The 14,682-nt window shown below is 58.8% G+C and carries 20 protein-coding genes and 1 pseudogene; 15 read left to right on the top strand and 6 right to left on the bottom strand.

Translation table 11 applies throughout. The features are described from left to right. The first annotated feature begins 136 nt into the window (after nucleotides 1-136). Nucleotides 137-880 carry an NYN domain-containing protein gene (locus J5M72_RS27070; protein ID WP_207867944.1) on the top strand — a complete coding sequence of 248 codons (744 nt, stop codon included), beginning with the start codon at nucleotides 137-139 and terminating at the stop codon, nucleotides 878-880. Between the two features lie 319 nt (nucleotides 881-1,199). Beyond that, nucleotides 1,200-1,421 (top strand): hypothetical protein, encoded by a 222-nt coding sequence (locus tag J5M72_RS27075; protein WP_064381893.1) that lies wholly within the window; start codon nucleotides 1,200-1,202, stop codon nucleotides 1,419-1,421. A gap of 91 nt (nucleotides 1,422-1,512) precedes the next feature. Here J5M72_RS27075 and J5M72_RS27080 read toward each other — a convergent pair whose 3' ends face one another. Next, on the bottom strand, nucleotides 1,513-1,959 hold the full coding sequence (locus J5M72_RS27080; protein WP_169430089.1) for an anti-virulence regulator CigR family protein: 447 nt from the start codon (nucleotides 1,957-1,959) through the stop codon (nucleotides 1,513-1,515). Nucleotides 1,960-2,170: 211 nt separating this feature from the next. Here J5M72_RS27080 and J5M72_RS27085 point away from each other — a divergent pair, with 211 nt between their 5' ends. From J5M72_RS27085 to J5M72_RS27100, 4 genes are all read left to right on the top strand, one after another. Continuing rightward, nucleotides 2,171-2,602 carry a VOC family protein gene (locus tag J5M72_RS27085; RefSeq protein ID WP_207867947.1) on the top strand — a complete coding sequence of 144 codons (432 nt, stop codon included), beginning with the start codon at nucleotides 2,171-2,173 and terminating at the stop codon, nucleotides 2,600-2,602. An 18-nt stretch (nucleotides 2,603-2,620) separates the two neighbouring features. After that, nucleotides 2,621-3,658 carry an alpha/beta fold hydrolase gene (locus tag J5M72_RS27090; RefSeq protein WP_207867949.1) on the top strand — a complete coding sequence of 346 codons (1,038 nt, stop codon included), beginning with the start codon at nucleotides 2,621-2,623 and terminating at the stop codon, nucleotides 3,656-3,658. An 80-nt stretch (nucleotides 3,659-3,738) separates the two neighbouring features. Then, entirely contained in the window at nucleotides 3,739-4,431 is a 693-nt protein-coding gene (locus J5M72_RS27095; RefSeq protein ID WP_207867951.1) for a phytanoyl-CoA dioxygenase family protein, read from the top strand. A gap of 57 nt (nucleotides 4,432-4,488) precedes the next feature. Further along, nucleotides 4,489-5,406: a helix-turn-helix domain-containing GNAT family N-acetyltransferase gene (locus J5M72_RS27100; RefSeq protein ID WP_207867953.1), complete on the top strand. Its 918-nt coding sequence runs from the start codon at nucleotides 4,489-4,491 to the stop codon at nucleotides 5,404-5,406. Nucleotides 5,407-5,472: 66 nt separating this feature from the next. Here the strand turns inward: J5M72_RS27100 and J5M72_RS27105 are convergent, their stop codons facing one another. Then, nucleotides 5,473-6,207: an SDR family oxidoreductase gene (locus J5M72_RS27105; RefSeq protein WP_207867955.1), complete on the bottom strand. Its 735-nt coding sequence runs from the start codon at nucleotides 6,205-6,207 to the stop codon at nucleotides 5,473-5,475. 180 nt (nucleotides 6,208-6,387) lie between these two features. Next, nucleotides 6,388-7,332: an AraC family transcriptional regulator gene (locus J5M72_RS27110; protein WP_207867957.1), complete on the bottom strand. Its 945-nt coding sequence runs from the start codon at nucleotides 7,330-7,332 to the stop codon at nucleotides 6,388-6,390. A 284-nt stretch (nucleotides 7,333-7,616) separates the two neighbouring features. Between J5M72_RS27110 and J5M72_RS27115 the strand changes: the two genes are divergently transcribed. From J5M72_RS27115 to J5M72_RS29095, 5 genes and pseudogenes are all read left to right on the top strand, one after another. After that, nucleotides 7,617-8,381 carry an SDR family oxidoreductase gene (locus tag J5M72_RS27115; protein ID WP_207867962.1) on the top strand — a complete coding sequence of 255 codons (765 nt, stop codon included), beginning with the start codon at nucleotides 7,617-7,619 and terminating at the stop codon, nucleotides 8,379-8,381. 177 nt (nucleotides 8,382-8,558) lie between these two features. Then, nucleotides 8,559-8,849, top strand: a complete 291-nt coding sequence (locus J5M72_RS27120; RefSeq protein ID WP_207867964.1) for a hypothetical protein — start codon at nucleotides 8,559-8,561, stop codon at nucleotides 8,847-8,849. Between the two features lie 25 nt (nucleotides 8,850-8,874). Continuing rightward, complete coding sequence (locus J5M72_RS27125; protein ID WP_039773158.1) at nucleotides 8,875-9,132, top strand: Atu4866 domain-containing protein; 258 nt, start codon at nucleotides 8,875-8,877, stop codon at nucleotides 9,130-9,132. Between the two features lie 81 nt (nucleotides 9,133-9,213). Continuing rightward, nucleotides 9,214-10,131 carry an AraC family transcriptional regulator gene (locus J5M72_RS27130; protein WP_207868005.1) on the top strand — a complete coding sequence of 306 codons (918 nt, stop codon included), beginning with the start codon at nucleotides 9,214-9,216 and terminating at the stop codon, nucleotides 10,129-10,131. A gap of 129 nt (nucleotides 10,132-10,260) precedes the next feature. Then, nucleotides 10,261-10,365, top strand: a pseudogene (locus tag J5M72_RS29095) (DUF1206 domain-containing protein); the annotation flags it as partial. 42 nt (nucleotides 10,366-10,407) lie between these two features. On the opposite strand, the gene J5M72_RS27135 reads toward J5M72_RS29095, so the two are convergent. After that, nucleotides 10,408-10,884 carry a hemerythrin domain-containing protein gene (locus J5M72_RS27135; RefSeq protein ID WP_169430080.1) on the bottom strand — a complete coding sequence of 159 codons (477 nt, stop codon included), beginning with the start codon at nucleotides 10,882-10,884 and terminating at the stop codon, nucleotides 10,408-10,410. Between the two features lie 327 nt (nucleotides 10,885-11,211). Here J5M72_RS27135 and J5M72_RS27140 point away from each other — a divergent pair, with 327 nt between their 5' ends. Next, complete coding sequence (locus J5M72_RS27140) at nucleotides 11,212-11,832, top strand: LysE family translocator (protein ID WP_207867968.1); 621 nt, start codon at nucleotides 11,212-11,214, stop codon at nucleotides 11,830-11,832. Nucleotides 11,833-11,948: 116 nt separating this feature from the next. Here J5M72_RS27140 and J5M72_RS27145 read toward each other — a convergent pair whose 3' ends face one another. Together J5M72_RS27145 and J5M72_RS27150 are read right to left on the bottom strand one after the other, a co-directional pair. Further along, complete coding sequence (locus tag J5M72_RS27145; RefSeq protein WP_169430078.1) at nucleotides 11,949-12,410, bottom strand: hypothetical protein; 462 nt, start codon at nucleotides 12,408-12,410, stop codon at nucleotides 11,949-11,951. A 50-nt stretch (nucleotides 12,411-12,460) separates the two neighbouring features. Next, on the bottom strand, nucleotides 12,461-12,889 hold the full coding sequence (locus J5M72_RS27150) for a hypothetical protein (protein ID WP_169430077.1): 429 nt from the start codon (nucleotides 12,887-12,889) through the stop codon (nucleotides 12,461-12,463). 154 nt (nucleotides 12,890-13,043) lie between these two features. Between J5M72_RS27150 and J5M72_RS27155 the strand changes: the two genes are divergently transcribed. Genes J5M72_RS27155 through arsH form a run of 3 tightly spaced genes read left to right on the top strand, consistent with a single transcriptional unit; the run spans nucleotide 13,044 to nucleotide 14,572 of the window. Further along, the gene (locus tag J5M72_RS27155; RefSeq protein WP_169430076.1) at nucleotides 13,044-13,391 is read left to right on the top strand and encodes a metalloregulator ArsR/SmtB family transcription factor; all 348 of its coding nucleotides are present in this window, start codon (nucleotides 13,044-13,046) and stop codon (nucleotides 13,389-13,391) included. A gap of 9 nt (nucleotides 13,392-13,400) precedes the next feature. Then, entirely contained in the window at nucleotides 13,401-13,871 is a 471-nt protein-coding gene (locus J5M72_RS27160; RefSeq protein WP_207867972.1) for an arsenate reductase ArsC, read from the top strand. 11 nt (nucleotides 13,872-13,882) lie between these two features. After that, nucleotides 13,883-14,572 (top strand): arsenical resistance protein ArsH, encoded by a 690-nt coding sequence (gene arsH, locus J5M72_RS27165; protein WP_064595868.1) that lies wholly within the window; start codon nucleotides 13,883-13,885, stop codon nucleotides 14,570-14,572. The last annotated feature ends 110 nt before the right edge of the window (nucleotides 14,573-14,682 follow it).

A 14,682-nucleotide genomic window follows, 5' to 3' on the forward strand; every position in this document is an offset into this window, starting at 1 on the left:
ATCGACTCAAAGAGTGAACGGTTGACGCCATCGTCATCGCTCCCTAATCTGCCCACATCCCGCCCAAGGCAGTAAGCCGTCCTAATCATCCAGGACGCGCCAAACCCTTGGGCGTTTTTGTTTTCAGGAAGAACGCATGCCCACAGCGGTTCTGGTTGACGGCGCCTACTTCATCAAGCGATTTCGAAGGATCGAGCCCCACAACGCATTCAATGCCGAACGTGCCGCTGACCTCGTCCATCGATGGGCGACGGCGCATCTGACATCGAGGGTGCCAACCCGTCCAAACTGCCCGGTCTCAAGACTGCAACAACCCTCCAGAAAAGACCTTTACAGAATATTCTTCTACGACTGCCCTCCTCTGGACACCAAGCAGCACAACCCCATCACAAAAAAACTCGTCGATTTCTCCAAATCAAGAGAAGCCGTATTTCGAAGAGAGCTGCACATTCGGTTGCGAAGCAAACGAAAACTGGCATTGCGTCTGGGACACCTTTCCAAAGATGTGAAATGGACAATCAAACCTTCAAGGATTGCCGAGCTGCTCAAGGGAAAAATCCAGATAGCAGACCTGACCGAAACCGACGTCAGTATCGAGACCCGGCAAAAAGGGGTTGATATGAGAATTGGTGTCGATGTCGCATCACTTTCGTTCAAGCAACAGGTCGATCAAATTGTCCTGATTGCAGGTGATGCGGATTTTGTACCTGCGGCGAAGATGGCTCGGCGCGAAGGTGTTGATTTCATACTGGACCCGATGTGGCAAAGCATTCCTGATGGCTTGATGGAGCATATAGATGGACTGCGTTCAACATGCCCCAAGCCAGCGCTTCGACCAGTATCAAACGATAACACTGCAGCTTTGAGTTCATCCGAGTGATCCATCCTCTGGCGGGTGGCCAAGGCGATGAAGCTGTTGTGAGAAGGGGTCAGCGGCGGGCGCTTCCTCCCTCAGCCAATAACCCGCGCCAGCGGCGCCCATATATCCCCGGTGTCGCCGAAACCGTGCAACAGCACCCGAAACCACTCAAGCGATTCGCAGGTTTATTACGCAGTGAATGCCGTTCAGCACACCTGAGACCACCGAGCCCAATCATTGACTGCATCAATAACAACCATTAATTCAATGAAATTCTCATATTGAATCCAAAGCGTAGGATCTGCTCCATACCAACCCATTGCACACGGAGTACAGAACCATGAAACGCCAAACTATCCTCGGCATCGCCTTCTCGCTCTTCGCCCTGAATGCTTTTGCGGCGACCGAGACTGACCCACTGTTCAGCGATGCTGTTGCCTCTGCGACCCAAACCGATCCACTGTTCAGTGACGCCGTCGCCGCGACTGAAACCGATCCGCTTTTCAGTGATGCGGTAGCCGAAGGTGGTTCTGACCGTCTGATCGAAAGTCGTAACGCCTGAATGCAGGGTTTTACCGCAGTACCCGACGAAAGCCCGGCCTTATCCGCCGGGCTTTTTCATGCCTGAGTCCTATTGGGGACAGATTTATTTTTCAATCGAACGCACCATTGAGCACTTCATAAATCAGCCCGGTAGCCAGCGCGACCAGAATCAGATCGGTGCCGACCTGCTGCCATTCGTAGCCATCGTAGTGCGGCAGTCTGCCGACCAGTCGACCATCGAGCTTCTTCGCAATACCGGGCGGCAGCGGCTTGCCGCGGGCCAGGTTCTTCTGGATGCCGGGCGGCAACGCGGGGCCCGGGGTCCAGTAGCCGCGATACCCGTCAACAATCCCGATCACCCCGGCGTGGTCGATACTCGGGCCATGCCCCTGATAACCGCCTCCGCCTTTTTTTCCCTGATTGCCATGATCCTGGCTGTTATGCGGATTGCCTTTGCCCTGCCCCTTTCCGTTGCCTGGATCGGCCAGCGCGGTCACCGAACTGCTCAGCAGCGCAATACAGGTCGTGGTCGCAATCAACGTGCGTAAACCGGACATGGGTCGCTCCTTGAATGAATGGGTGTGTGTGGATTCTAGTCAGTTTTTTTTACAGGTATGGAGAGATGGCCCTGTCATCGCGGTTTGTGACGATTTTCGATGCGTGCAGCTTTCGGTGCTCCCCGATTCGCGCTTACCATGCGCCCGACTCGTATTATCGCGGGGAAGAAGTCTGGCGCCGCCCCGACTTCAACGAAAAGGAATTCACCCCATGTTCGAACGGAACAAACTGGTTCCAGAATTGATGGTCACGCATCTGCAGGCCAGCCTCGCGTTTTGGGTCTCCTGCCTGGGCTTCAACATCGCTTATCAACGCCCGGAAGATGGCTTCGCCTACCTCGACCTGAATGGCGCTCAAGTCATGCTCGAGCAGGTTGATCCGGATGCAGGCCAGTGGCTGACGGCGGAACTGAGCAAGCCCTTCGGAAGAGGCGTCAATCTGCAGATTGACGTTGAGGCGGTTGCCCCCATCATCGAAAGACTGGGCACCGCTCAGGTCTCACTCTATAAAACCTGCAAAGACACCTGGTACCGCGCTGACGCTGTCGAAGTCGGCCAGCGTGAATTTCTCGTTCAGGATCCGGACGGTTATCTCGTAAGACTGGTAGAACGTCTGGGCGAACGCCCTGTTTGCCCGATTTGATCAAGGAAGATAAAAACAATGAAAAACGCTTTCCGCATTCTGCTACTGATCTGCCTTTCGGCCGGCGCAAACGCTGATGAAAACCCCATCGGTTTCCGCTCCGCCACGCTGGCGGACGCGCGCAACGAGCGCCCGCTGGACATGGTCGTCTGGTATCCCGCCAAGACCACCGCTCCCGCACAATTGATTGCCGACGACGCGGTGTTCGTCGGGACGTCGGCGGTGCGCGAGGCGCCGCCAACAGCCGGCGATCATCCATTGCTGGTGCTCTCGCACGGTTTCAGGGGCAACTGGAGCAATCAGGCGTGGCTCGCCAGCGCGCTGGCCCGTCAGGGTTACATCGTCGCGGCGGTCAATCACCCCGGCACCACGACTCATGACCGCAGTCCGAAAGCCGCTGCACAATTGTGGCAACGCCCTGCCGACATCAGCCGTGTGATCGATGCGGTCACGGCTCGGCCGGAGCAATTTGGCGCAGTCTCGAAGCAGCGAATCGCAGTCGCCGGCCATTCCCTTGGCGGCTGGACCGCTCTGGAAATCGCCGGCACACGCTTCGACCCTGAACGCTTCGCCGAGGACTGCGCGGTCCATCAAAAACTCGCCAGTTGCTCGGTCTACAAGACGATCAACGTCGCCGACACACCGCAAGCGAAGAGCCGGATCAGTGCAGACTTGAGCGATAAACGCGTCAGCGCCATCGTGTCACTGGACCTGGGCCTGTCACGCGGGATGACCGACGCCAGCCTCGCCGCGCTGGCGGTTCCGACACTGGTGATCGGCGCGGGCGTGCCGTCCGAAGAACTTCCCGCCCAACTGGAATCGGCGAATCTCGCCAAACGCTTGCCTTCGGCTACCTCGCAGTATGTCGAGATCAGCGACGCCAGCCATTTCAGCTTCATGTCCCTGTGCAAGCCCGGCGCCGTGGCGCTGCTCGAAGAGGACTCGCCAGGCGACGGCATTATTTGCGGGGACGGCGGCGCTCGTTCCCGTGAGGTGATCCAGCAACAGGTGGTGGCGTTAATTGATGGGTTTCTGAGCCGGTCGGCGCAGAACTGATCACCGTGACGCTAGACGACGGCGCCGTCGTCGAGGCTTTTGTCTACGCTCTGCGGTAGCCAACCATACCGAGGACGCCTGTGGCTGACCGCGAGCAACTCCACCAAAATGGCTACATCCTGCTGCGCCGAGCGATTCTGCCGGAATGGCTGGAGACACTTCGCGCTGCATTCGATGCGGGCGTGAAGCCTTCAAACCAATGGCCCGTGCCCCGCGGCATCGACTGGCGCCATTCGCAACTGGACACTGACCCGGTTGTTCAGGCCCTCTGCCGATTGCCACCATTGCTGGCGATGGTGGGCGAGTTGATCGGCGAACGCTTCTTCCTCTCTCAGGTCGAGGGCCGCGAACCGCTCATCAATGGCGGCCACCAACAGCTGCACCGCGACTTGTCGGCGCAACGCCCCGGCGACACTGTCAACGCGCTGGTGTATCTCGACGACTACGGCCCGGAAAACGGTGCAACCCGCATCGTCCCTAGCAGCCATCGCCCTGCTCTGAGCGAGCCCCCGTTCGATTTAAATGACGAGTCCCGATCCGTGCAACTGACGGGCAGCGCGGGCGACATCCTGATCTTCGATGCCGACCTGATCCACGCCGGCAGCCTGAACTCCAGCGGTGCACGCCGGCGCACCCTGTTGATCACCTGGTTTTCCGAAGCGCTCTACTCAACGCATCTGGAAACGGTGGGCCTGCGCAACATACAAATGGACACGACTGAGCGGTTCGATCCGGCTGATTTTGCATTCGGGATCGTGACATCATCCATTTGACTTGTTTGCTTCAGGCAACTATATAGTTGCCTAAGGCAAACATATGGGTATCACGCCATGTCCACGATCACCGACCGCGCCGACAGCGTCCGGCAGTTCAACCGCTTCTACACCCATCAGATCGGCGTGTTGCAGGAACACTTGCTGCAAAGCGACTACTCGCTCACCGAGCTGCGCATCCTCTACGAACTCGCGTCCCGGGGCGATCTGACCAGCACCGACCTGCGCCAGATGCTCGGCCTCGACGCGGGCTACATGAGCCGCCTCATCAGCGGCTTCGACAGAAAAGGCCTGATCCAGAAAGTCCCCTGCGCCACCGACGCACGCGCCAGTCAGTTGCACATCACCGACCTCGGCCGCGAAATCCTCGCCCCGCTGGAACAGGCATCACGACAAGAAGTCATCACCCTGCTCGAACGCCTGTCCGAACCGCAGCAACTGCAACTGATCGCGTCGATGAAGCAGATCCAGACGCTACTCGAGGGCGGCCAGTCGACGACCTACCTGCTGCGCGACCCGCAACCCGGTGACATGGGTCTGGTGGTGCATCAGCAGACCGCAATCTACAGCCGCGAGTACGGCTGGAATTCAGAGTTCGAAGCGCTGGTGTCAGAGGTCGTCGCCAAATACCTGCGCGAATTCGACCCCACGGGCGAGCGCTGCTGGATTGCGGAGAAGGACGGCAAGGTGGTGGGCTCGGTGTTCGTCATCCGCCACGACGAAACCACCGCGAAACTGCGCATGCTCTACGTGGATGCCAGTGCGCGGGGCCTTGGGATCGGCAATCGGCTGGTCGAGGAATGCCTGCGTTTTGCCCGGGATGTCGGCTACAAAAAGATGATCCTTTGGACCACCAGCAATCTGGTGGACGCCCGCCGGTTGTATCAGCGGGCGGGGTTTGAGCTGGTTGAGGAAGAGCCGATTCACAGCTTCGGCAAGGAACTGGTGAGTCAGACGTGGGCGATTGAGTTGTGAGGTCTACGCCCAGTCGTTGTCAGGCAGGACGGGGCACAAACCACGGGGGATTGCGCCCGGCACGGCTCAGTGCGGACTGGCCGTCGGACGAACCACAATCTCACTCACATCGACATCGTCGGGCTGCTCGATGGCATAGGCAAGCGCCCGCGCGATAGCGTCTGCATTGAGCGCCACACGCCGGAAGGCTTTCATTTCCTCGCGGGCCACATCATCCGAAATCGTATCCGCCAACTCGGACTCGACGACCCCCGGGCACACCACGGTGACCCGGATCTTGTCCGTTTCCTGGCGCAGGCCATCCGAGATAGCCCTGACCGCAAATTTGGTCGCGCAGTACACCGCGGCTGTCGGAGAAACCGCGAGGCCACCAATGGATGAGATGTTGATGACCTGACCGAAACCCTGCGCCTGCATGTCCGGCAAGACGGCGGCAATACCGTGCAGTACGCCACGAACGTTGACATCGAGCATCTGGTTCCATTCGTTGACCTTCAACGAGGCCAGGGGAGACAACGGCATCACGCCCGCGTTGTTGATGATCACATCGACCTTGCCATGTTGCGTCTTGGCGAATGCCACGAAGGCGTGCATCGATTGCAGATCCGTAACGTCCAGTGCGCAGGCACTTGCGGAACCACCTACGGCCTGGATCTCGCTGACCAGTTTGTCCAGACGCTCCGTACGGCGGGCACCGAGGACCACATGCGCGCCTTTGGCGGCGATCAACCTGGCCGCCGCTTCGCCAATACCACTGCTTGCACCGGTAATCAGGACGACTTTGTTTTGAATGTTCGACATATCCGTAGCTCCTGCTGTCTGCATTGAGGTTCAGCACCGACCGCTCAAGACGCGTTCGTTGCTGCGGGGTACGTCGAAAAGATTAAGGGCGCGGGCCTCGTCGGCGCGTGCCGAAACCTGCGCAACTTTTGCCTATTCGTGTCTGTGTGCATCGCTTGCAAATTTGTAGCGTAGGGGCGCTCAGGCCCCACGGAACTCGCTGGGCGTTACGCCCACTTCACGCCGGAATACCTGAGAGAAGTGACTGGGGCTTGAGTAGCCGACCTCCAGCCCGACGTCGATGACGCTGAGGCGGGTTTCCAATAGCAGGTGCCGCGCACGAACCATGCGCAAGCGAATGAAATACTGCGATGGCGAGAGCCCCGTCGCACGCTTGAACAGGCGACTGAAGTGGTACTCGCTCAGCTCGGCAAGACCGGCCAGTGTTGCCAGGCTGAATTCAGCGCTCAGATGCGCGTTCATGGCGTCGGTGACTTTGCGCAGCTTGTAGGCTTGCAAGGCGTTGACCCGACGCCCGGGCTGGCTTTCAGCGAGATAGCTGCGCACCAGATGCACGGCCAGCGCCTGCGCCAGAGAACGGGCGAAAAGCGCGCTGGGTGAGCGTTCCAGAACCAGTTCAGTGCGCAGCTGCTCCATGACAAACGCGACGCGCCCGTCCCGTGCCCCTGAAACATCGCGCAAACGCACAGACCCTGCGTCCTGACCCGATTGCTCTCGAGACGCTTGCTCGATCAGCGGCAGCCCGAGATAAAGATGCATGACTTCGAAGGTATCGCCTCCGTGCGTCTGCCAGCGCATTTCATACGGCTCATCGGAACTGGTGAGGAAAAAATCGCCGGCACTGACCTCGGCAGCTTCCCACTCGCCCCCCAATGCGCGCTCCTCTACCGTCGCCGCCCCGGCCAGAACCAGAACGAGCAGCGGTTCCACCACTGCAGGCACGAGAATGGGCTCAGTAACGCTGCGATGGGTGAACAGCTGAATCACGACGTCCGTGATTTCCGGGCGCGAGGGTAACGCCTGCGGTTCGCCTGGCAGGAACTCACCCATCGACTCGCCGGTGATGCGCAAGTCTCGAGAAGATGTCGACATCGGTTCCTGGGAGGTGCGCCCGGTATTTGCCATGAACTTGTCCTTTTCAGATTCGGCTGTGCAACGCCAGACAGGACTCGGATGCTTGCCCGCACGCCGCGTCACGCAGACCGGTCGATGATATCGGGCTTTTCCCGTTGGTTGAATCGAGCGCCGAACCTCCCTCACTGACATTCAGCGCAAAACCCCGACAGCGTGGGCAATCTCACGAAAGCCGCGTTCGCCTCGCTGCGAGACAGTAGGCCCGTCGCCGATGACAGCGCCTCCCCGGCGCCAACACGGCTTGTCCCTACTTGATCAAATCGCTGGAGAACATCATGTCCGACTTCAAGAACAGCACCCCAAACGAAGTGGCCGGCAAAGTCGCGCTGGTCACTGGCGCGGCCAGTGGCATCGGCAAGGCCATCGCACTGTTGCTGCATGCCCGCGGCGCCCAGGTCATTGCTGAAGATATAAACCCTGAGGTCGAAGCACTGGCCCGCCCCGGCCTGGTCCCCCTGGTGGCCGACATCACTCAGGACGGCGCAGCCGAACGCGCGGTCGCCCTGGCCGTCGAGCAATTCGGACGGCTGGACATTCTGGTCAACAACGCCGGCATCATCATCAACAAACTGGTGATCGACATGACCCGCGAAGACTGGGAACGCATTCAGGCGGTCAACGCCACGGCGGCCTTTTTGCATAGCCGGGAGGCGGTCAAAGCGATGATGCCCAACAAGTCCGGATCGATCGTCAACATCGCGTCCTACGCCTCCTATTTCGCCTTCCCCACCATTGCCGCCTACACCGCCTCCAAAGGCGCGCTGGCCCAGCTGACGCGCACCCTGGCACTTGAGGTCATTGGCCACGGCATTCGGGTCAATGCAGTCGGTGTCGGCGATGTGGTGACCAATATCCTCAAAAATGTGGTCGATGATGGCCCTGCCTTTCTCGCCCAGCATGGCGAAGCCGCGCCGATCGGCCGCGCCGCCCAACCGGAAGAAATCGCCGAAGTGGTCGCGTTCATCGCCTCGGATCGGGCCAGCTTCATGGTCGGTTCGGTGGTCATGGCCGACGGCGGCATGACCGTCACGGCCGGCTGAGCCGCAGCACAAACGCGCCGCACGCCATGCCCGACCAGCCCGAGAGGATCAGGCAAATCTGCGGCAGTTTCGTCCTAACACCGCTGCGCTCGGCTACGTAATCTGAAAGCACGCAACGGATGCACACACAGGCCACGGCAGGCCGCTCAGATGAACAACGTCAATGAGGACTGAACAATGAAAAACGCAAAACGGCTTTCCCTTTCACTGGTGATCGGCGCGATGGTGGCCTGCGCGATCAACCTTTCCTCGACCAGCCTGTACCTGGCCGCTGACGGTTCTGATCGAACTCCCGGCATGCGCGTAAGTGAAGGTGGCAGTGATCGCACCCCCGGATTCCGCGTTGCCGCAGATGGCTCGGACCGCACGCCCGGCATGCGCGTAGCTGAAGGTGGCAGTGACCGCACACCGGGTTTTCGCGTTGCCGAAAACGGCTCTGACCGCACGGCTTTGGGTCGTATCTGCTGAGCCGGACAATCGCGGAGAAAAGATGATGAAAGATGCCAAAAAAACCACTCAGGACCATCGTTACGCAGGCATGTGGGTCACCGCAGATGGATTCATCCGTCATGAGCTTCTGACGACTGGTCGTTACGACGAGGCCCGTGGTAAAAACAAGAGCGCCTATCAGGGCCGCTACGAACTGGTCGGTGATTACATCCAGTACTGGGACGACACCGGCTTCACCGCTGACGGCCACTTTCATGACGACGTGCTGTATCACGCCGGAATGATCCTCTATCGGCAATGAGTACTTTGATGATGTCGGGTGAATATCGTCTGCCCGGGCAGTTCCGGGCAGACGCTCATGAACACTTGTGAGAGCCTTGAAATGGAACAAAGCGATGCTTTCATCCTTCAGAACACGGCCATCTACCGTGACGAACTGGTTCGCCTGCTGACGCAACGGTTTACCACACCCGGGATCTATGAGACCGCCATAGCCCCCCTGCATGTGATTCGTTTCGATGCGCCTTCGGAGCTGATCCATACCGTGCACAAACCGGCACTTTGCCTGATCGTGCAAGGACAAAAGGAAATCGGCCTGGGTGACGACCACTACCTGTACGACCCCCTCAGCTACCTGGTGGTTTCGGTCACCCTTCCGGTGTCCGGTCGCGTACTGATGGCCAGCCCGGAGGCGCCCTACCTGTGTATCCGGTTTGATTTCGAGGCCACGGAAATCGCTCAGGTCATCGCCGACGCTCCGCCGGCGGGCGTACCGGACGAGCCGGAGCTTGGCCTTTTTCTTGAGAAAGTCGATGTGCCCCTGCTGGAAACAATGCTGCGGCTGGTCCGGCTGCTGGAAACACCGAAAGACATCGGCATGCTGGCACCGCTTGCTCTTCGCGAGTTGTATTACCGCCTCCTGCGGGGTGTGCATGGACGTCGTCTGTACGAGCTTGCCCTCGGCGACTCGCAAACACGGCGAGTAACACGGGCCATCGATTGGTTGAACAACCACTACACCCAACCCTTGCGCATCGAAGAACTCGCCCGGGTCGCCAATTTGGGCAACTCCACATTGCATCATCGCTTCAAGGCCGTGACCGCCATGAGTCCGCTGCAGTATCAGAAACAACTGCGCCTGCAGGAAGCCCGCCGCCTGTTGCTTGGCGAGGGGCTGGATGTGGCAAGCGCCTGTTATCGAGTGGGCTACGAAAGTCCTTCGCAATTCAGCCGGGAATACAGTCGCCAGTTCGGATGCCCGCCCTCCAGAGATGCCAGCCGGGTTCGGCATCCTGCGTGATCGCCTGGCCGGCGGCCTACGGCTGATTTTGAGTCCTCGCGGCCAGAAATATCTCTTCGAAATCACTGTCGGGCAGCGGTCGGAGGCTTAAGTTTCTCCCGGACAAAACGGGTTGCCAGTTGAAGTCGTGCCCTGGGGCTGATTGCCTCCTCGGCTTACCGTTTCTCTGAAGCGTGTTGGCGCAAGACAAATATGGATGCGCCAGGCGTATCCACAGGAAAAGCCCGGCATTAAGCCGGGCTTTTGATTGCACCGCAGGTTCGTCTGTCTATTTGTTCAGGCCGCCATATTCGACCCGTTGAGGCTTTTCTTCAGTGAAGCTTTCATCACTTCCATTTCCTTGCCCAACGCCTCGAGCTTCGCATTGCCCAAAAGCTTTTTGGCCTGGGGAAACATCTCGGTTTCCTCTTCCTCGATATGATGTTCCAGAAGCTCTTTGACCACCTTCACGCGGCCGGCGAATTCGGGTGTAGAAGGATCGGTGGATTTCAGGTCAGGCAATACCAGTGAATCCACGGTGCGATGCTCTTCTTTCGCCTCGTAGTACATTTCATCCTGTTCCTTACCGCCTGCTTCCTTGAAAGCCGGATACAGAATCTGTTCCTCAAGCTGGGTATGAATGGTAATTTCCAGTTCAAGCTTTTCGAGCAACTCCGCACGCTTTTTTAATGCGCGATCAGTGGATTCACTGAGCTGATTCAGAATGCCCTTAACTTTTTCGTGGTCAGTTTTCAGAAGGTCGATGGCGTTCATTTGAGGCCTCTGTCACGGATTATTGTTCGCCGATCCAGGTCGGCAATTTTCGCGTAATTCCAGACAGACCTCGCATATTGTGTGCCAGCCCCTCAGATTTTAGAGGTCATTAAACATCAACGGGTTGCGCAAGGTGATGGCCAAATATAGGCATGCACTCTGCATGAATAGGGGTTGAGGTTCTTGCAAATAGCGGAAGCAGCCCCGGCCCTCATCGTTTCAAGCTGCCGGTCACGCTGGCAATTTCGACCCCGCCTCATCTCCCTGCTGGATCCCCCCGCCTGAAACCGCTACCGTTCCCCATCCAGAACAGGAAACCCAAGCGCCATGTCCATCGCCGACAACCTCCTGGCCTTCACCCTCGCCGCCACACTGCTGACCCTGACACCCGGCCTCGACACCGCGCTGGTCCTGCGCACCGCCACCGTCGAAGGCAAGCAACAGGCCTTGCGCGCGGCGTTGGGCATCAATGCCGGTTGTCTGTTGTGGGGCGCGGCGGTGGCGTTTGGGTTGGGGGCATTGATTGCGGTGTCGGAGCTGGCCTACAACCTGTTGAAGTACTGCGGTGCGGCGTATCTGGCGTGGCTGGGGTTGAACATGCTGCTGCGCCCTCGCCGCTCGCTGGCGCCCGCCGAAGTCAATGGCAAGCCGAGGGGCAGCTGGTTCTTGAAGGGCATGCTGGGCAACGTGCTCAATCCCAAGGTGGGGATTTTCTACGTGTCGTTTCTGCCGCAGTTTATTCCGCAGGGGCAGCCGCTGGTGCCGTGGACGTTCGGGCTGGTGAGCATTCATGTGGTGCTCGGGTTGATCTGGTCGCTGGTGCTGATCGGCGCAACACAGCCGCTGTCCGGGTTTCTGCGACGGGAGAAAGTGATTCGCTGGATGGATCGCACCACCGGGATGATTTTCGTGCTGTTTGCGGCGCGGCTGGCTTTCAGCAAGCGCTGAATCGCCCGAACTTACAGTCAAAAAACAAAAGGGGGATTTTGAATGCTTATTCAAAATCCCCCCTCTTCGTTCAATGGCTGAAAGCACGGTACTTCACAGCCATCGCGTCAATTTTGTCAGTGCACACGCTTACCAACGACTTCACCGGTCGCCGCATCTTCCAGCCAAACCTCCAGCCGGTTGAGACCCACATATTGCGAGCGGGCGATGATCTTTTGACCGGGTTTGCCTTCGAACTCCAGATCGGCGAACAGGAAGTGCAACGGCAGATTGTATTCCAGTTGAATCGTGTATTTCCCCGGGATCAGCACTGCACGCTGGGGGGAATCATTCTTGTAGTAGTAAGTGGAAAACGGAATATTCCCCACTTTCTTGTCGTTGATTCTAATGATGTTCAGGTTTGGCTCGCCGTCCCCCCAGGAGCGCTGGGGCCTTCCTGCATAGGTATCGGTTTCGATGACGGTGTAACGGGATTCGTCGCTCGGCTCACCGGACTTTACGTTCGAATACGCAGGCATTTCTGCACAACCCTGCAGGCACAGCAGCAGGACGAGCGTCGGTATCGCAATCTTGATCATGGGTAAATCTGCATTGATTGAAAATAAAAAACCGAGGCGCTGAAAGGCAATCAAGCCAAAGCGTTGCTGGTTTCGCCGCGCAAATAAGCAATGAAGCCAGCCCAATCGTGCTGCTGGTATTTTTCCAGCATGCGTTTGGGCAGTTTTATCTGAGACAGGCGCCAATCAATGGATTGCGCCCACTCGGATTCGGCCAGAATTTGCTGGCCCGTGAAGTAGCGAACTTCATCGGCGGTGGTGTTGTAGATCAGAAAGATCCGCTCGGGGTTCATGCTGACCGCTGCGCGACTGAGTCCCCGCTGGTTGTTCCAGTTCACGCCGCTTTTGACTTGCACTTCGAAGTATCGGCCGTTGTGCCCGACGATTCCGTCAATGCCTTTATCGTCGACCAGGGATGGGAAAACGTCGAAGCCGGCTTCCAGTAGATAACCCCAGATGGCGAACTCATTGCGTTTGCCGATGGCCAGTTTGTTCTTCATGCCTTGTATCCTTGCACGCTGTCCGAGGAGGCTGTTTGCCAGCCTCACCTCCATGAAGGCCACATGCTATCACTCGCCTCAGAAAAATTCAGACCTTGCCCGACACATACGGAAATCCGTATATTCGGCTTTCCACATATATAACGGCACTCCCATGCTTGACCCTACCTCCGTTTTCAAATGCCTCGCCGACGAAACCCGCGCCCGGGCCACGCTGCTGATCACTCGTGAGGGTGAGTTATGTGTCTGCGAACTGGTCTGCGCGCTGGACGACAGTCAGCCGAAAATCTCCCGCCATCTCGCGCAGCTGCGCACCTGTGGTCTGTTGCTGGATCGTCGCCAGGGCCAGTGGGTTTATTACCGGCTCAACCCTGACCTGCCCACCTGGATCCGCACCCTGCTTGAAACCACATTGGCCGCCAACACCGCCTGGCTGGAAGCAAACAGCGCGCGTCTGGCCACCATGGGCGACCGCCCGCTCAATACATCTGCCTGCTGCTGAGGACCGATCATGCGCGTTCTATTCATGTGTACCGCCAACAGCTGCCGCAGCATTCTGTCCGAAGCGATGTTCAATCACCTGGCACCGCAAGGTTTCGAAGCGGTCAGCGCCGGCAGTTTTCCCAAGGGCCAGGTGCTGCCGCGCAGCCTGACCACGTTGCAGGAGGCCGGCATTTCCACCGCCGGGTTGAGCAGCAAGGGCAACGAAGCCTTCGAAGACAACCCGCCGGACATTGTCATCACCGTGTGCGACAAGGCCGCCGGTGAAGCCTGCCCGGTGTACTTCGGCCCGGCCCTGAAAGCCCATTGGGGACTGGAGGATCCGTCGGAAATCCGCGGCGACGAAGCTGCCATCAATGCAGCCTTTCACGCCACCCTCGCCCGGATCGAAACCCGCTGCCGCGCCTTCCTCGCCCTGCCCTTCGCCGAACTTGACCGCGATGCCCTCAAGCGCGAGCTCGACCGCATCAGCACGCTGTAACCGGAGCCGACATGACCGACCTGCCCAATCTCGATCCTTCACTGGTTCAAACAACCACGCGTGACGAAGGCGCCCACAAACCGCGCATCCTGTTGCTCTACGGCTCGACCCGCCCGCGTTCCTTCAGCCGTTTACTGGTGGAAGAAGCCGCACGACTGCTGGAGCACTTTGGCGCCGAGACACGAATCTTCAATCCTTCGGGTCTGCCGCTGCCGGACGACGCACCCGGCGATCACCCGAAAGTCCAGGAACTGCTGGAACTGATGCAATGGTCCGAAGGCCAGGTCTGGTGTTCGCCCGAGCGTCACGGCGCGATGTCGGCGGTGTTCAAGGCGCAGATCGACTGGGTGCCACTGGCCCTCGGTGCGGTGCGTCCGACCCAGGGCAAGACCCTGGCGGTGATGCAGGTCTGCGGAGGTTCGCAATCGTTCAACGTGGTCAATCAACTGCGCGTGCTGGGCCGCTGGATGCGCATGTTCACCATCCCCAATCAGTCCTCCGTGCCCAAGGCTTATCTGGAATTCGACGAAGGCAACCGCATGAAACCCTCGGCGTTGTACGACCGGGTGGTCGACGTGATGGAAGAGCTGGTGAAATTCACGCTGTTGCTGCGTGATCGCCCGGACCTGGTGGATCGCTATTCCGAGCGCAAGGAATCGGCGGAGGAATTGATGCAACGGGTCAATCAGCGGTCGATCTGAATAACCGCAACACTGCGAACGGTGGCCCGTCGCCCGGGTCACCGAAACTTTTCCGCACCCTCCGGCCCCATCACCTAACCTCAATGTTTGTGTGATCAACCGGACTCGCC

Origin of the sequence: Pseudomonas sp. 58(2021) (assembly GCF_017491585.1) — a bacterium.
GTDB classification, from domain to species: Bacteria; Pseudomonadota; Gammaproteobacteria; order Pseudomonadales; family Pseudomonadaceae; genus Aquipseudomonas; species Aquipseudomonas fluorescens_BT.

Bases quoted from the DNA above. Each gene is read 5' to 3' on its own strand.
- J5M72_RS27100 (WP_207867953.1), top strand. From the start codon at position 4,489: ATGTCCACGATCACCGACCGCGCCGACAGCGTCCGGCAGTTCAACCGC.
- arsH (WP_064595868.1), top strand. From the start codon at position 13,883: ATGACCGACCTGCCCAATCTCGATCCTTCACTGGTTCAAACAACCACG.
- J5M72_RS27120 (WP_207867964.1), top strand. From the start codon at position 8,559: ATGAAAAACGCAAAACGGCTTTCCCTTTCACTGGTGATCGGCGCGATG.
- J5M72_RS27110 (WP_207867957.1), bottom strand. From the start codon at position 7,332: ATGGCAAATACCGGGCGCACCTCCCAGGAACCGATGTCGACATCTTCT.
- J5M72_RS27080 (WP_169430089.1), bottom strand. From the start codon at position 1,959: ATGTCCGGTTTACGCACGTTGATTGCGACCACGACCTGTATTGCGCTG.
- J5M72_RS27145 (WP_169430078.1), bottom strand. From the start codon at position 12,410: ATGATCAAGATTGCGATACCGACGCTCGTCCTGCTGCTGTGCCTGCAG.
- J5M72_RS27125 (WP_039773158.1), top strand. From the start codon at position 8,875: ATGAAAGATGCCAAAAAAACCACTCAGGACCATCGTTACGCAGGCATG.
- J5M72_RS27140 (WP_207867968.1), top strand. From the start codon at position 11,212: ATGTCCATCGCCGACAACCTCCTGGCCTTCACCCTCGCCGCCACACTG.
- J5M72_RS27135 (WP_169430080.1), bottom strand. From the start codon at position 10,884: ATGAACGCCATCGACCTTCTGAAAACTGACCACGAAAAAGTTAAGGGC.
- J5M72_RS27115 (WP_207867962.1), top strand. From the start codon at position 7,617: ATGTCCGACTTCAAGAACAGCACCCCAAACGAAGTGGCCGGCAAAGTC.
- J5M72_RS27075 (WP_064381893.1), top strand. From the start codon at position 1,200: ATGAAACGCCAAACTATCCTCGGCATCGCCTTCTCGCTCTTCGCCCTG.
- J5M72_RS27150 (WP_169430077.1), bottom strand. From the start codon at position 12,889: ATGAAGAACAAACTGGCCATCGGCAAACGCAATGAGTTCGCCATCTGG.
- J5M72_RS27085 (WP_207867947.1), top strand. From the start codon at position 2,171: ATGTTCGAACGGAACAAACTGGTTCCAGAATTGATGGTCACGCATCTG.
- J5M72_RS27160 (WP_207867972.1), top strand. From the start codon at position 13,401: ATGCGCGTTCTATTCATGTGTACCGCCAACAGCTGCCGCAGCATTCTG.
- J5M72_RS27105 (WP_207867955.1), bottom strand. From the start codon at position 6,207: ATGTCGAACATTCAAAACAAAGTCGTCCTGATTACCGGTGCAAGCAGT.
- J5M72_RS27090 (WP_207867949.1), top strand. From the start codon at position 2,621: ATGAAAAACGCTTTCCGCATTCTGCTACTGATCTGCCTTTCGGCCGGC.
- J5M72_RS27130 (WP_207868005.1), top strand. From the start codon at position 9,214: ATGGAACAAAGCGATGCTTTCATCCTTCAGAACACGGCCATCTACCGT.
- J5M72_RS27070 (WP_207867944.1), top strand. From the start codon at position 137: ATGCCCACAGCGGTTCTGGTTGACGGCGCCTACTTCATCAAGCGATTT.
- J5M72_RS27155 (WP_169430076.1), top strand. From the start codon at position 13,044: ATGCTTGACCCTACCTCCGTTTTCAAATGCCTCGCCGACGAAACCCGC.